Here is a 14420-nt window from a genome sequence, read left to right as displayed (position 1 = left end):
CGGGTGATGCTACGTTGCTGCTGGCCGTCGGAGGCAGTCGGGTTGGATGACCACTAGAGTGGATGTCCGTGGACTCAGGCTCGCCGCGACCCGTGTTGGTGGTCGACTTCGGTGCCCAGTATGCGCAATTGATCGCCCGCCGCGTCCGTGAGGCGCGGGTCTTCTCGGAGGTCATTCCGCATACCGCGTCGATCGAGGAAATCAAGGCTCGGGATCCGCTGGCGCTGGTGTTGTCCGGCGGGCCGGCCAGTGTCTACGCCGACGGCGCTCCGCAACTGGATCCGGAGCTGTTCGAGCTGGACCTACCGGTATTCGGCATTTGCTACGGGTTTCAGGCCATGGCGCAGGCGCTGGGCGGCACCGTCGCCCAGACCGGCACTCGTGAGTACGGCCGCACTGAGTTGAAAGTGGTTGGTGGCGAGCTGCATTCGGGATTGCCCGCCGTCCAGCCGGTCTGGATGAGTCATGGGGACGCGGTCACGTCCGCGCCCGCGGGATTCGCCGTGGTGGCCAGCAGTGCCGGTGCTCCGGTCGCGGCGTTCGAGGACGTCGGCCGGCGCCTGGCCGGGGTGCAGTACCACCCGGAAGTGATGCACACGCCGCACGGGCAACAAGTCCTCAACCGGTTTCTGCATGACTTTGCCAAGATTGGCGCGGAGTGGACGCCGGCCAACATCGCCAGTGTTCTGGTGGAGCAGGTGCGGGAGCAGATCGGCGACGGGCGTGCGATTTGCGGGTTGTCCGGCGGCGTGGACTCCGCGGTGGCGGCGGCCTTGGTGCAACGCGCCATCGGTGACCGATTGACCTGCGTCTTCGTCGATCACGGATTGCTGCGCTCGGGTGAGCGTGAGCAGGTGGAGCGGGATTTCGTCGCCGCCACCGGGGCCAAACTGGTGACCGTTGACGTCGCTGACACCTTCCTGGAGGCGTTGGCGGGTGTGACCAATCCCGAAGGCAAGCGCAAGATCATCGGCCGCCAGTTCATCCGGGCCTTCGAGGGTGCGGTGCGGGATATCGTGGGGGGCAATGCCTCTGGCGACGAAATCGAGTTCTTGGTGCAAGGCACGCTCTATCCCGATGTGGTGGAGTCCGGTGGGGGTAGCGGGACGGCGAACATCAAGAGCCACCACAACGTCGGAGGGCTGCCCGGGGACTTGAAGTTCACTCTTGTTGAGCCGCTGCGGCTTTTGTTCAAAGACGAAGTGCGCGCGGTGGGACGGGAGTTGGGGCTTCCGGAGGAAATTGTTGCGCGGCAACCCTTCCCGGGTCCTGGGCTGGGCATCCGCATTGTCGGTGAGGTGACCGCGGCACGGCTGGAAACGCTGCGCCATGCTGATTCGATCGCGCGCGAGGAACTGACCGCGGCGGGCCTGGATCATCAGATCTGGCAGTGTCCAGTGGTGCTTTTGGCCGACGTCCGCTCGGTCGGGGTGCAGGGCGACGGTCGTACCTACGGGCATCCGATCGTGTTGCGTCCGGTGTCCAGTGAGGACGCCATGACCGCCGACTGGACCCGGGTTCCCTATGAGGTGTTGGAGCGAATCTCGACCCGGATCACCAATGAGGTCGCGGAGGTAAACCGCGTGGTGCTGGATATCACCAGTAAGCCGCCGGGCACGATCGAGTGGGAGTAGTTTTTGCCGTGATGCCCCTTGGGTTTTCACTTCTGTCACGTTGGTAACGGGTCCGGAGGACTAGGGGTCCTGCCCGGCTTTGAGCGACAGTTTCGGCGCCGCAAGCGATGTCGAGTCGGCTCAAGGCGACGAATGCGCCGCCAAACCGAGCTCGGCGGTCTGGACGAATTCGCGCCTACCGAAAGCGAGCGTCGCGGATTCCCAGCGGCCACCGGCCTCTTCGACCAGTCGGCGGGCGAGGGCGAGATCGTCGCAGCCGGCGATCAGGATCAAGGTGTGGTCGGTGGTGGTGACAGATCCGCCCAGGAGCTCGCGCCGCGCGGTCGCGTCGGCCGCGAACGCCTCGCCGAAGCGTCCGAAGTCCGCGTCGGGCACGGTGATGGCGACCCCGTTGGTGCCGTCGCCGGGAGCGCTTTGCGGTTGGTAGTCGAACGTCAGCACCGCATCCTGGTCGAACTGGTGGCCTAACGCCGCGGCGGCGGCGTGCAGGGCGGTCGCGTCGGTGACGCACAGATGGAATTCGCGCGAGCGTTCGAAAGCGATTTGCTGGCGGTCTTCGGACCAGAACACCCCATCCAGTGGGGTGGATCCCGTCACCGCCGCTCCGAACGGGGCGGCCGTCGCGATCGTGGCAATCGCCTGCGGTTCGAACAGCGGTGACTCGGTGTCTGTGATGAACAACTCCGCGGGCCGGCAGTCCCGGCGGTCGGGCCCTGGGGCAGCACTGACCAAAGGGGCTGGTGGGACCACACAAAATGCCAGGAACCACACCAGTATCAAGCTCCTGCGGAACCGCACAAGGCAGCGTCTCATGCATTCTTGACGCTTGTCGGAGGGCGGGTGTTTACTCGAATCAATCGAACATACTTTCGAACCAAGGCGGGATACCGAGGCGGATGATGACTGCGGCTTTTGCCCCGGGTCGTCGGCACGAAAATCGTGCTGAACAGCTCGAATCGCTACGTCAGCGGATTGCTGAGCTGTCCGGTGGTCCCAGCCGGCTGGATGAACTGCAGACCACGGAGTCGACGTCGGCGCAGCTACCGCGGGGGACGGTGGCGGTGATCTCCGGGGCGCGGTCGCTGCTGCTGCGCATGGTGGCTTCGGTGACGGCGGACGGGGGCAACGCCGCCATCGTCGGCCAGCCGGACATCGGGCTGCTGGCCGCCGTGGAGATGGGGGCGGACCTGAGTCGGCTCGCGGTGATACCCGATCCCGGCGCCGACCCGGTCGAGGTGGCGGCGGTGCTCATCGACGGCATGGACTTGGTGGTGCTCGGTCTGGGTGGGCGCCGGGTGACGCGGACGCGGGCGCGCGCCGTGACGGCCCGGGCCCGGCAGAAGGGTTGCACTTTGCTGGTCACCGACGGCGACTGGGAAGGCGCGCAGGCGCGGCTTCAGGCCCGGGTATGCGGCTACGAGATCACCCCCTTTCCCCGGGGTGCACCCACCCCCGGGTTTGGGCGGATCAGCGGTGTTCGGCTGCAGATCACCCGGTGTGGCCAGGCGATCGGCCGAACGCGTACCGGGTGAGTCCGGTGGGCTCTTCCCGAGTGCTGGCAATTTGGTGCATGGACTGGCCCGCGGTGGCCGCGGCCGCGGCGGCGGGCCAGCCCGCGACGGCTCCGATCGCGGTCACGTTGGCCAACCGGGTGATCGCCTGTTCGGCGACCGCGCGTGCGGCCGGCGTACGGCGGGGGTTGCGACGCCGGGAGGCGGCGGCGCGCTGCCCGCAACTGCACATCGTGGCCGCCGACGCCGACCGTGACGCCCGCTTCTTCGAAGGGGTGATCGCAGCGGTGGACGACTTGGTGCCCCGCGCCGAGGTGCTGCGGCCCGGGCTCCTGGTATTGCCGGTGCGGGGGGCGGCCCGCTATTTCGGCTCCGAACCGCAAGCGGCCGAGCGATTGGTTGACGCAGTGGCTGCGGCGGGCGCCGAGTGCCAGGTCGGGATAGCCGACCAGTTGTCCACCGCGGTCTTCGCCGCACGCGCGGGCCGGATCGTGGAACCGGGATGCGACGCACAATTCTTGTCCTTGTTGTCGATCCGGCAGCTTGCCACCGAGCCGAGCCTGTCGGGGCCTGGGCGGGACGAGTTGACGGATTTGTTGTGGCGGTTAGGGATTCGCACCATGGGGCAGTTCGCTGCGCTGTCCCGCACCGACGTGGCCTCCCGGTTCGGCGCCGAGGGGGTAGCCGCGCACCGGTTTGCCCGCGGCGAGCCCGAGCGGGCGCCGTCCGGTCGGGAGTTGCCGCCGGAACTCGATGCCGTGCTGGACTGCGATCCGCCGATCGACCGGGTCGACGCCGCGGCATTCGCCGGGCGCTCGTTGGCCGCCTCGCTGCATCAGGCGTTGATGGCTGCCGGGGTGGGGTGTACGCGGTTGGCGATTCACGCCGTCACCGCCAACGGGGAAGAGCTGAGCCGAGTGTGGCGGTGTGCCGAGCCGTTGACCGAGGACGCCACCGCCGACCGCGTGCGCTGGCAGCTGGACGGGTGGCTGAACCATCGAACCGCCCGGGCTAGGCCGACCGGCCCGGTGACCTCGTTGCGTCTGCAGGCCATCGAGGTGGTGTCGGCCGGAGCGCTGCAGTTGCCGTTATGGGGTGGCCTTGGCGAGGAGGACAGACTTCGAGCCCGACGGGCGCTGGTGCGGGTTCAGGGCCTGCTCGGTCCGGAGGCGGTCCAGGTCCCGGTGTTGTCCGGTGGCCGCGGGCCGGCCGAACGCATCACGCTGACCCCGCTGGGCGACGAGCCGGTACCGCAAGCGGACCCGGATCAGCCCTGGCCCGGCCAACTGCCGCAGCCGTCGCCGGCGGTGTTGCTCGACGATGCGGTGGAATTGCTTGATGCCCAAAGGAATCCGGTTCGAGTGACCAGTCGGGGGGTGTTCTCCGCCGATCCGGTGCGACTGACGCTGCGCGGTCAGGACGACCGGGTGTGCTGGTGGGCCGGACCGTGGCCGGTCGACGAGCGGTGGTGGGATCCGGATCGGGCAGCGGGCGGGCGTACCGCCCGGGCTCAGGTGTTGTTGGAGAGCGAACGCGCGCTGCTGTTGTGTTACCGCCAGCGGCGCTGGTACCTCGAGGGGGCTTATGAATAGCGAGACATAGCGCGTAATCTGCACCCAATGAGCGATACGCCGGAGTCTTTGGTGCGCAATTTCCTTGCGGCATGGGTGGACCCCAAGCCGGAGGAGTTGGGCAGCTTCTTCGACAACGGAGCCGTGTGGGTCGACGGGCCACAGGGAGTGCGCAGGGGGGCTGATGCCATCGCGGCCGAACTCACGTCGCAACTCAAGGCGGTCGGAGGCACTACCGTCGACGTGAAGACGCTAATCAGCGATGGCCGAGTCGTCATGGTGGAGCAGGTCTCCAACTCAACCGTTCGCGGCAAGCCGATCTCCTCGGTGGTCATGGCGGTGTTCGAATTCAACGCCGACGGCAGGATCGTGCAGTGGCGCGAAGCCTACGACCTTAAGTCGGCGGTGGATCAGATCAAGGCGGCGCTCAAAGACGAGCTCACGGACACCAAGGCGGGATAGGGCAGAAGTTGAGACCCGGTGGCCACGGCGGCGGTGGCGGCGGGTTCTCGCCGTCCCAGATGTTGTGCGCCACATTGCCTTGGCCGGAGTAGACGTAGTAGTAGGTGTGGCAGATGCTCTCGTCCCAGACCACCGGGTAAACCGCAATATTGCCGGTCTGCACCGGGGGATCACCCGGACACCAGCGACATGGCCCCTCCGGATGGTCTTCCGGGCATCCGGGCCAGGAGCGTAGCGGCAACGGGCCGGGTTGGGCCTGGGCTGGGCCCACCCCGGCAACGTTGCCCGTCAGCAGCACCGTCGCTGCCAACCCCGCGAACAGTTTCCTCATGGCGTGACGCTACTGCTAGCGGCTTGCGAATTTCTTGCGCGCAAACGCCGCTACCCGTTCGATGAACCGGTCGAAAAACGCAGCCGGGTCGACGTCAACGGCGATCTGCGCGTTGGGCTCTCGGCTTCGCGAGTAATCGGCAACGGTCCGACCTCGCGCGTCCGTCAGGTCGACGTCAACCGTCGCCGCGCGCCTCGACACCAACTGCGGGTCCAGCGCGACGGCGGCGGCCAACGGATCGTGCATGAACGCCAAATAACCCAGCCCGCGCGCCTGATGCGACTCGAAGTAGAACCGCACCGCGTCCTCGATCACCGTGATCAACGGCGACGGCCCGGCGACCGCGGCCAGCCGAGCGAGGATGGCCGGTGTCATTGCGACACGTCTGGTCAGCTGCAGGCCACATACGACCGGAAGTTCTTGGTGCCCAGCCCAGGCCGCGAACACCTCGGCGGCGGCTTCGGGGTCCACCCGGATGTTCCATTCGGACACCGGCTGTTCGTCGAACGCGCCGCCCATGATCACCAGTCGGCGTAGCAGCGTCGGCAGCGCGGGTTCGGCCCGCACCGCCAACGCCAGATTGGTCAGCGGTCCGGTAACCAGGCCGACCAGCTCCCGGGGCCGGGCGCGGGCCGCCTCGACCCAGGCCGTCGTCGCATCATGGCTGTTGAGCCGACGGTCGGTCGCCGACAGTTCGGCGTAGCCTAAACCCTTGGGGCCGTGAAACTTTGAAGATTCAAGCCATTGGCCGCGCAGCGGCTCGTCGGCACCCTTGAAGACGGGTATATCTGGGGCGCCGCACAATTCGAGTAGGCCAAGGTTGTTCGCGCACACCTGGTCGACCGAGATGTTGCCGCCGGTTGAGGCGATGCCCACCACGTCGATGTCGCTGGCCAGCAGAAAAATTAACGCCAGTGCATCATCGATACCGGTGTCGACATCGACGAAAATGGCATTCACCGCCGCCACGATACGGGATTACGCTGTCACGATGGCCGACGATCTCACGCCGCACTTCGACGACATCCAGGCGCACTACGACCTGTCGGACGACTTCTTCCGACTGTTCCTCGACCCCACCCGGACCTACAGCTGCGCCTACTTCGAGCGCGACGACATGACGCTGGAGGAGGCGCAACTCGCCAAGGTTGATCTGGCGCTGGGCAAGCTCGGGTTGCAGCCGGGCATGACGCTGCTCGATGTCGGCTGCGGTTGGGGCGCCACGATGCGCCGTGCCGTCGACAAGTACGACGTCAACGTCGTCGGCCTGACGCTCAGCAAGAACCAAGCGGCCCACGTACAGACGCAGTTCGACGCGATGGACACCTCGCGGACCAGGCGGGTGCTGCTCAACGGCTGGGAACAATTTGACGAACCTGTCGACCGGATCGTCAGCATTGGAGCGTTCGAGCATTTCGGGCACGAACGCTACGACGCGTTCTTCACCCTGGCGTACCGCTTGCTGCCCGATGACGGAATCATGTTGCTGCACACCATCACCGGGCTGCACCCGTTGGAAATGAAGGAACGCGGTCTGCCGCTGACTTTCGAATTCGCCCGATTCGTCAAATTCATCGTGACCGAGATCTTCCCGGGCGGGCGGCTGCCGTCGATCCCGATGGTGCAGGAGCGGGCCACGGCCAACGGCTTCAACGTGACCCGCGTTCAGTCGTTGCAGCCGCACTACGCGAAAACGCTCGACATCTGGTCTGCGGCGCTGGAAGCCCACCAGGACCAAGCGATCGCACTGCAATCGGAGGAAGTTTACGAGCGCTACATCAAATACCTGACCGGCTGCGCTCAGATGTTCCGCATGGGCTACATCGACGTCAACCAGTTCACCTGCGCGAAGTGACTACCAATACACGCCGGGCACTAACCGCACCAGCCGCTTGACCGGCCGGGGGAATCCCACGCGGGTCAAGGCTTTCGAGGCGGCGCGGGCCGGACGCTTGGGCCGGCGGGGGGCCGGGCCACGGTTCTCAGTGTTGTCCGGACGCGAAATACCCCGTGCCGCAGGGGAATCAGGGTAACCCAGATACAGCTGGTGCAGGATTCGCCGAGCCGTCCTGGGTGCGAAGTAATTGCCGGCCTGGGCGAGGGTGCCGATGGGGGTATCGATCCGGCTCGGCTTCTCGACCAGGCCGCGTACCACCATCGCCGCCGCGTGTTCCGGGCTGATCGCGGGCACCGGGTTGAGCCGGTGCGACGGAACGATCATGGGCGTTTTGACCAACGGCATATGGATATTGGTGAATGTGACGTGATCCGACAGCGTCTCCGAGGCGACAACCTCGGAGAACGTGTCGAGCGCCGCCTTGGTGGGCAGATAGGCGCTGTACTTGGGGTTGCGGGCCTGCACTCCGGCGCTGGAGACGTTGACAACGTGGCCGAACCGGCGTTCGCGCCAGTGCGGCAGCAACGCCAGCACCATGCGCACCGCGCCGAAATAGTTGACGGCCATCACCCGTTCGTAGTCGTGCAGTCGGTCGGTGGAGTTGATCACGGACCGCCGGATGGACCGGCCGGCGTTGTTCACCAGGTAGTCGACGTGGTCGAAGCGGCCCAGGATGTCCTTGATGGTGTGGTCCACCGAGTCGGAATCGGTTACGTCACAAGTGAATGCGTGCGCGTCGCCGCCGTTGGCGCGGATCTCGGCGACCAGTTCGTCCAGCGCCTCGCCATTGCGGGCCAGAGCGAACACAGTCGCCCCGCGTTCCGCGACGGCCATCGCCGAAGCACGGCCGATACCGCTGGATGCACCGGTGATGATGACGTGCCGGCCCACCAGTGGTCCGTCCTTGTGGTCGCGGCGGGCGCGATCGGGGTCGAGGTGCTCGGCCCAGTACCGCCACAGCTTGGGTGCGTACGTCGCGAACTCCGGGACGTCGATCCCGCTGCCGTGCAACGCCTTCCGCGTCTCGTCGGACCTGAAGGTCGGCGCCAGTTCGACGACGTCGAAAATCTCGGCAGGGACTCCCAGCTGGGTTGCTGCCATGGCGCGCAACACTTTTGCGCGACCGCTCACCTGCAGCACCGGTGTGGCGACCGATCGGGGTAGTGACCCGCGCAACGGCGGCAGACCGGCCGCCGCCGCGACCCCACGGTAAATGCCCCGCAAGCCAACCGTCTTGGGTGCGGTCAGGTGGAAGGTCTGCCCGTCGCGGCCCTCGGTGTGCATCAGCTCGACCAGCGCGTCGACGACGTAGTCGACCGGAACGATGTTGGTCCGTCCGGTGTCCGGCAGCATCATCGGGGTGAACGAAGGCAACACCGCCAACTTGGCCAGGAGGCCGAAAAAGTAATAGGGGCCGTCGATCTTGTCCATCTCGCCGGTTCTCGAATCGCCCACCACCACCGCCGGACGGTAAATGCGGTGCCGCAGTCCGGCCGCCGAGCGCACCAGGGCTTCGGCTTCGAACTTCGTCTGGTGATACGGGCTCGGCAGTCGCTGGCCGACGTCGAAGTCCGCCTCGGTGTATTCACCGGCAAAGTCACCGGCGACGGCAATGGACGACACGTGGTGCATGGTGGCGCCGAGCCGTTGCGCCAGTTCGATGACGGCGCGGGTCCCCTCGACGTTGACGGCCCGCTGTGCGGCGTCGCCGGCGGTGATGTCATAGATCGCCGCGCAGTGCACCACGTGATCTATCTGACCGAGCTCGGCCAGCGTCTCCTCGGTCAGCCGCAGGTCGGGCAGCTCGCCGACCAGTGGCCGCGCTCGTTCGCCCCAGTGGGGGTTGCGAGAGGCGAGGCGCTCGAAGCGGCCCAGCGACTGACGGCGCGCCAGCACCCAGACCTGCGCATCGGGGTGGACGTCGAGCAGACGGGATACGACGCGGCTACCAATAAACCCGGTACCGCCGGTAACGACATACCGCATGCCTCATCGTGGCGGGCCGTGGCCGCGCCCGTCAACCGTGAGATTCGACTCAGCTGAGCCTCAGCTGAAGTTGCGGACGCCGTCCCATTCCACCAGCGTCCAGCCCGTCGCCGGGCTGCCGGTTATCACGACCCGGCCGATGTTGGGCAGCGGGTGGCTGGTCAGCAGGCTTTCCTTGGGATTCCTGGCGTTCATCAGCGTCCACACCATGATCGCCGTGCCCTGAGCGACTACGACCGGCTTGTTCTTGCCGCTGTCGTAGATCTGTCGGATCGCGGAGGCGAACTCGGAATTGAACTTCGTCCCGCTGATCGACCCCGGGACGCTGTTTTCGACGTCGCCGTCGACCCACGATGCCGGTGCGAGCATGTACGTTGTGCTGGCCGTCGACTCCGGCCTGCCGTTGAACCAACCGGCATTGATCGGCTTCAGACCGTCGAGGATCTGGGCTTGCCTACCGGTCTCACTGGCCAGGGGCGCTGCGGTCTGCTGGTCGGCGGCAGCGGGGGAGGTGTAGATGGCGTCGAAATCGTTGCGTTTGATCTGATGGGCGAGCTGCTGGGCCTGTTCCTTGCCTTCCTGCGTGAGGCTGGGGCCGGGTACGGCGGTGTCGATGATCCCGTCGGCGTTGGCCTGGGACTGGGCGTTGCGAATGAATGTCACGGTGATGCTGCGTGCCTGCGGGCTCCCGCTGCCGCAGGCGCCGACGATTAGTGTCGCGGCCAGCACAACGGCCGTCTTCCAGATCAGGGTGCGCTTCGCCATGGCGCATAGCCTGCCCTGCCGACACCGCCTGTGGGAAGAGTTTGCGATGGTTGGGTGGGAAAAAAGCGTGATTTTGGAATCGAGAGGAGACTTGCATGGCGATTGACCCGAGCGCCATCGGTGCGGTAACCGAGCCGATGCTGTTCGAGTGGACCGACCGGGACACGCTGCTTTACGCGCTGGGTGTCGGCGCCGGGGTTGACGACCTAGCTTTCACCACCGAGAACAGTCACGGGATTCCGCAGCAGGTGCTGCCGACCTACGCGGTGATCTGCTGCCCGGCGTTCGGGGCGGCCGGCAAGATCGGCAGCTTCAATTGGGCACTGCTGCTGCACGGCTCGCAAACCGTCCGGTTGCACGCGCCGTTGCCGCCGGCGGGCAAGCTCTCGGTGGTGTCCGAGGTTGCCGACCTCCAGGACAAGGGCGAGGGCAAGAACGCGATCGTGGTGCTGCACGGTCGCGGGACCGATCCGGACTCGGGCGAGCTGATCGCCGAAACGATCACGACGCTGGTGTTGCGGGGCGAGGGCGGTTTCGGGGGAGAGAAGGGTGAACGACCGGGGGCGCCGGAGTTTCCGGACCGCGAGCCCGACGCGCGCATCGATCTGCCAACCCGTGAGGACCAAGCGCTGATCTATCGGCTTTCCGGTGACCGGAACCCGCTGCACAGCGACCCGTGGTTCGCCAAGGAGCTGGCCGGGTTCCCCACGCCGATCCTGCACGGGCTGTGCACCTACGGCGTCTCGGGTCGTGCCTTGGTCGCCGAGCTCGGCGGCGGCCAGGCCGCCAAGATCACCTCGATCGCGGCCCGGTTCACCAAGCCGGTGTTTCCCGGCGAGACGCTGAGCACCCTGATCTGGCGGACTGAGCCGGGCAAGGCCGTGTTCCGCACCGAAGCGTCTGGCGCACAAGGCCAGGAGGCCCGCGTGGTGCTAGACGACGGTGAAGTGGAGTACGAGGCGAGCTAGCCCGGCTCGGCCCCGCGAGCAGACGCAAAATCTCCCGAAAAGCGGCCATTTCGGGGGATTTTGCGTCTGCTCGGCGGAGTGAATCAGACCGTCATTCCGTTCCGGCCGTCGTTGACGCCGTTCACACCGCTGCCGCCGGTACCGCCGATGCCGACGCCGCCTCCGTCGCCACCGTCGTTGCCGAAGGTGTCGTTGTTTGCGCCGTCGCCGCCTGCGCCGCCGAGCGCACCGGTGGTGCCGGCGACGCCGTTGCCGCTGCCGTCAGCGGTGTTGGCGATGCTGCCGCCACCCCCACCACCGCCGATGCCGTTGTTCCCGCCGGCCGCACCCGCGCCGCCGGTAGCGGCAGTGGAACCGGACCCCACCGTGGCGAGGGTGTTGCCGCCTGCGCCCCCGCTTCCTGCGGTGCTGGACGAAGAGCCGCCACCACCGCCGCCTCCGCCGCCGCCACCGACACTGACACCCTTACTGCCGCTGGTGCTAGTGGCGAAGGCGCCGCCTCCGCCGCCACCGCCGGCCCCGCCCGATCCGCCGATGCCGCCAGTGGCGGCCGCACCAGTACCGCCGCCACCGCCGACGCCGCCGAATCCCTCGCTTGAGGGCGGGTTGCCATTGTGCGCGCGCCCGCCCTTGCCGCCGGTGCCGCCAGTGCCGCCCTGGCCACCGGTCCCGCCGGTGCCGCCCGTGCCGACGTCGCCGCCTGTGCCTCCGGCCCCGCCGCCGCCACCACCGCCGCCGTAAAGGTTGTCGTAGGAGCCGAGGGAATCGCCGCCGCCTCCGCCGGTGCCACCTGCGCCGCCCTTGCCGCCCGTGCCGTTGGTTCCGGTGCCGCCGATGACGTCCCCGCCGACACCGCCCACGCCGCCCCGGCCGCCGTCGCCACCCTGCCCGGCAAGCTTCTGTCCAGGAACCGGGTCGATAGTGGTGGCGCCGCCGGTGCCGCCGGCGCCGCCCTTTCCGCCGGTTCCGCCCACGCCGGCAGTGCCGCCGTCGGTCGCGGTGCCACCGGCTCCACCAGCTCCACCACTACCGCCATGGCCGCCGTTTCCGCCGTTGTTGTTCGCGACTGCGGCAGCGCCATCACCACCATTACCGCCGGCGCCGCCGGTTCCGCCTTGGCCGCCGTTGCCCCCGCCGACGCCGCCGATGCCCGCGCCGCCCGCGCCGCCTTGGCCGCCGGCGCCGCCGGTGGTGCCGTTCCCGCCGTTGCCCCCGTCGCCGCTGCCGTTGTCGCCCTGGTGGCCGGCTCCGCCGGTGCCGCCGGTTCCGCCGGTGCCGCCCTTGCCGACGGCGCCGACGGAACCGCCCGTTCCGACTGCGCCGGCCAGCCCACCCTCGCCGGCGGAGCCGCCCGTACCGCCGACGCCGCCCGCCGTGGCGGGGGCGACGCCGTCGGAGGCCCAGCCGGTGCCGCCCGTGCCACCGGCGCCTCCGGTGCCGCCGGTCCCGCCCGAGCCGTTGGTGCCGCCGATACCGGAGTTGCCCCCTTGTCCGCCCTTGCCTCCAGCCGCCCCGCTGCCGCCGACGCCGCCGGTCTGGGTGCTGTCTGGGGCTGCGGCACCCTGGGCACCGGCGCCACCGGTACCGCCCTTGCCGCCTTTGCCGCCGGTGCCCGGGGCGCCCACGCTGCCCCCGCTGCCTCCGGTGCCGGCCGCCCCGCCAGCACCTGCCGTGCCGCCCTGACCACCCGTGCCACCTGCGGTTGCGTCGTTAGCGCCCGAGTCGGCACGGCCGTTGCCGCCCTGGCCACCAACGCCGCCGGTGCCGCCGATCCCGCCGGACCCGTTGGTGCCGCCGTTGCCGGAGCCGCCCTGACCGCCCTGGCCGCCGGTCCCGCCCACGCCGCCGACGCCACCGGTCTGGGTGTTGTCGGGGGCCGCGGCACCTTGGGATCCGTTGCCGCCGGTACCACCGGTTCCCCCGGTACCTCCGGTTCCTGAACTGCCTGCGATTCCCGAGCCGAGCGTGCCGGTGCCCGCTGCGCCGGCGGTGCCTGCGGTGCCGCCTTGACCGCCGGTGCCGCCGGTGCCGCCGGTGTTGCCATTGCCGGTGGCGTTGAATCCGGTGCCGCCGATTCCACCGCTGCCGCCATTTCCGGCGGCGCCGCCACTGCCGCCCTTGCCGAGCAGCAGCGCGCCGTTGGCTCCGGTGCCGCCGGTCCCACCGGCCCCACCGGTCCCGCCGGTGCCGGGATTGCCGAAGCCGGCCCCGCCGTCGTTGCCGCCTTTGCCGCCGGCACCGCCGCTGCCGCCGCTGCCGGCGTTGCCGGCGTTGCCTCCGTTGCCGACCAGCAGCCCACTGCGGCCGCCCTGGCCGCCAGCACCGCCGTCGCCACCGGCGCCGCCGGTACCTCCGGTGCCGCCTTGGGCCGTCGCCGTGCCGTCGGTACCGATTTGAGCGCCGCCGCCGCTGCCGCCGTTGCCGCCGTCGCCGGCGTGGCCGCCATTGCCGAACCAGCCCGCGTTGCCGCCGCTGCCGCCGGCCCCACCAGCCCCGCCGGGCCCGCCGCTATTGCCGTTGTGGACGGTGCCGCCGGCCGCTGCGGTGTTGCTTCCGCCGTCGCCGCCGCGCCCGCCGGCGCCCGCGTCGCCGTAGAGCGATCCGGCGTTGCCGCCGGCTCCGCCGTTGCCCCCAGCTCCGCCGACGGCTCCGGTCTCCCGTCCCACCGTGTTCCCGCCGGTCCCGCCGGCACCGCCCTGGCCTCCCGCGCCGAGCAGGCCTCGAGCACTGCCACCCGCTCCGCCGTGACCGGCCGCACCACCGGTGTGGTTGGTGCCGCCACCCTCGTTACTTCCACCGGCACCGCCACCGGCGCCGTTGCCACCGTTGCCGGCCAGCAACCCGCCGGCACCGCCGGACCCTCCGTTTCCGCCCGCGCCGCCGCTGCCTTGACCGCCGGTTTGGTTGCCGCCGTCGCCGCCAGCTCCACCGTGACCACCTGCACCGATCAGTCCGGCGTTGCCGCCAGCAGCGCCATGGCCCGCGGATCCCGCGACACCGGAGGCACTGTTCTGCCCTCCGTCGCCCCCGGCCCCGCCGGCCCCGCCGTTGCCGTACAACCAACCTGCTGCGGCGCCGACGCCACCGGCACCGCCGTTGCCGGCGCCGCCGGTGCCGCTATTGACCCCGCCGGCTCCACCCGCGCCACCGGCGCCTCCGCTGCCCACCAGGAAGCCTGCCGCCCCACCGGCGCCGCCGGTTCCGCCGTTGCCCCCGGTCAGGCCGGGACCACCACTCGAGTTGGCGCCGCCAGTCCCACCGGCCCCACCCGTGCCGCCGTCGCCCACCAGCTACC

The 14420-nt window shown here is 69.0% G+C and carries 12 protein-coding genes; 6 read left to right on the top strand and 6 right to left on the bottom strand.

Annotated elements, in window-relative coordinates; translation table 11 throughout:
- Nucleotides 1-62 precede the first annotated feature (62 nt).
- Nucleotides 63-1634, top strand: a complete 1572-nt coding sequence (gene guaA / locus BST27_RS21195) for a glutamine-hydrolyzing GMP synthase (protein ID WP_170062341.1) — start codon at nucleotides 63-65, stop codon at nucleotides 1632-1634.
- Between the two features lie 120 nt (nucleotides 1635-1754).
- Here guaA and BST27_RS21190 read toward each other — a convergent pair whose 3' ends face one another.
- A complete protein-coding gene (locus BST27_RS21190) occupies nucleotides 1755-2447 on the bottom strand; it encodes a hypothetical protein (RefSeq protein ID WP_069417466.1) in 693 nt (230 codons plus the stop codon).
- An 86-nt stretch (nucleotides 2448-2533) separates the two neighbouring features.
- On the opposite strand from BST27_RS21190, the gene BST27_RS21185 reads away from it, so the two are divergent.
- Genes BST27_RS21185 through BST27_RS21175 form a run of 3 tightly spaced genes read left to right on the top strand, consistent with a single transcriptional unit; the run spans nucleotide 2534 to nucleotide 5178 of the window.
- A complete protein-coding gene (locus BST27_RS21185; protein WP_069417620.1) occupies nucleotides 2534-3166 on the top strand; it encodes a hypothetical protein in 633 nt (210 codons plus the stop codon).
- A gap of 38 nt (nucleotides 3167-3204) precedes the next feature.
- Nucleotides 3205-4737 (top strand): DNA polymerase Y family protein, encoded by a 1533-nt coding sequence (locus BST27_RS21180; protein ID WP_069417465.1) that lies wholly within the window; start codon nucleotides 3205-3207, stop codon nucleotides 4735-4737.
- 27 nt (nucleotides 4738-4764) lie between these two features.
- Nucleotides 4765-5178, top strand: coding sequence for a nuclear transport factor 2 family protein (locus BST27_RS21175; protein WP_069417464.1), 414 nt, complete (start codon nucleotides 4765-4767; stop codon nucleotides 5176-5178).
- Here the strand turns inward: BST27_RS21175 and BST27_RS31555 are convergent.
- Both BST27_RS31555 and BST27_RS21170 read right to left on the bottom strand, forming a co-directional pair.
- Nucleotides 5156-5509 (bottom strand): hypothetical protein, encoded by a 354-nt coding sequence (locus BST27_RS31555; protein ID WP_139805279.1) that lies wholly within the window; start codon nucleotides 5507-5509, stop codon nucleotides 5156-5158. The two genes, BST27_RS21175 and BST27_RS31555, sit on opposite strands and share 23 nt — an antisense overlap.
- Before the next feature lie 15 nt (nucleotides 5510-5524).
- Nucleotides 5525-6478, bottom strand: a complete 954-nt coding sequence (locus tag BST27_RS21170; protein WP_139805278.1) for a nucleoside hydrolase — start codon at nucleotides 6476-6478, stop codon at nucleotides 5525-5527.
- 22 nt (nucleotides 6479-6500) lie between these two features.
- Here BST27_RS21170 and cmaA1 point away from each other — a divergent pair, with 22 nt between their 5' ends.
- Nucleotides 6501-7364 (top strand): cyclopropane mycolic acid synthase CmaA1, encoded by an 864-nt coding sequence (gene cmaA1, locus BST27_RS21165; RefSeq protein ID WP_069417463.1) that lies wholly within the window; start codon nucleotides 6501-6503, stop codon nucleotides 7362-7364.
- Here cmaA1 and BST27_RS21160 read toward each other — a convergent pair whose 3' ends face one another.
- Together BST27_RS21160 and BST27_RS21155 are read right to left on the bottom strand one after the other, a co-directional pair.
- The gene (locus BST27_RS21160; RefSeq protein WP_069417462.1) at nucleotides 7365-9392 is read right to left on the bottom strand and encodes an SDR family oxidoreductase; all 2028 of its coding nucleotides are present in this window, start codon (nucleotides 9390-9392) and stop codon (nucleotides 7365-7367) included.
- A 60-nt stretch (nucleotides 9393-9452) separates the two neighbouring features.
- Entirely contained in the window at nucleotides 9453-10157 is a 705-nt protein-coding gene (locus tag BST27_RS21155; protein WP_069417461.1) for a histidine phosphatase family protein, read from the bottom strand.
- A 95-nt stretch (nucleotides 10158-10252) separates the two neighbouring features.
- Between BST27_RS21155 and BST27_RS21150 the strand changes: the two genes are divergently transcribed.
- Nucleotides 10253-11125: a MaoC/PaaZ C-terminal domain-containing protein gene (locus tag BST27_RS21150; RefSeq protein ID WP_069417460.1), complete on the top strand. Its 873-nt coding sequence runs from the start codon at nucleotides 10253-10255 to the stop codon at nucleotides 11123-11125.
- A gap of 83 nt (nucleotides 11126-11208) precedes the next feature.
- On the opposite strand, the gene BST27_RS34565 is transcribed toward BST27_RS21150, so the two are convergent.
- Entirely contained in the window at nucleotides 11209-14412 is a 3204-nt protein-coding gene (locus BST27_RS34565; RefSeq protein WP_170062340.1) for a PE family protein, read from the bottom strand.
- Between the last annotated feature and the right edge of the window lie 8 nt (nucleotides 14413-14420).

Origin of the sequence: Mycobacterium intermedium, assembly GCF_002086275.1 — a bacterium.
GTDB lineage: Bacteria > Actinomycetota > Actinomycetes > Mycobacteriales > Mycobacteriaceae > Mycobacterium > Mycobacterium intermedium.
The sequence above is the reverse complement of the archived record's forward strand: the minus strand, read 5'-3'. Positions and strand labels throughout refer to the sequence as shown.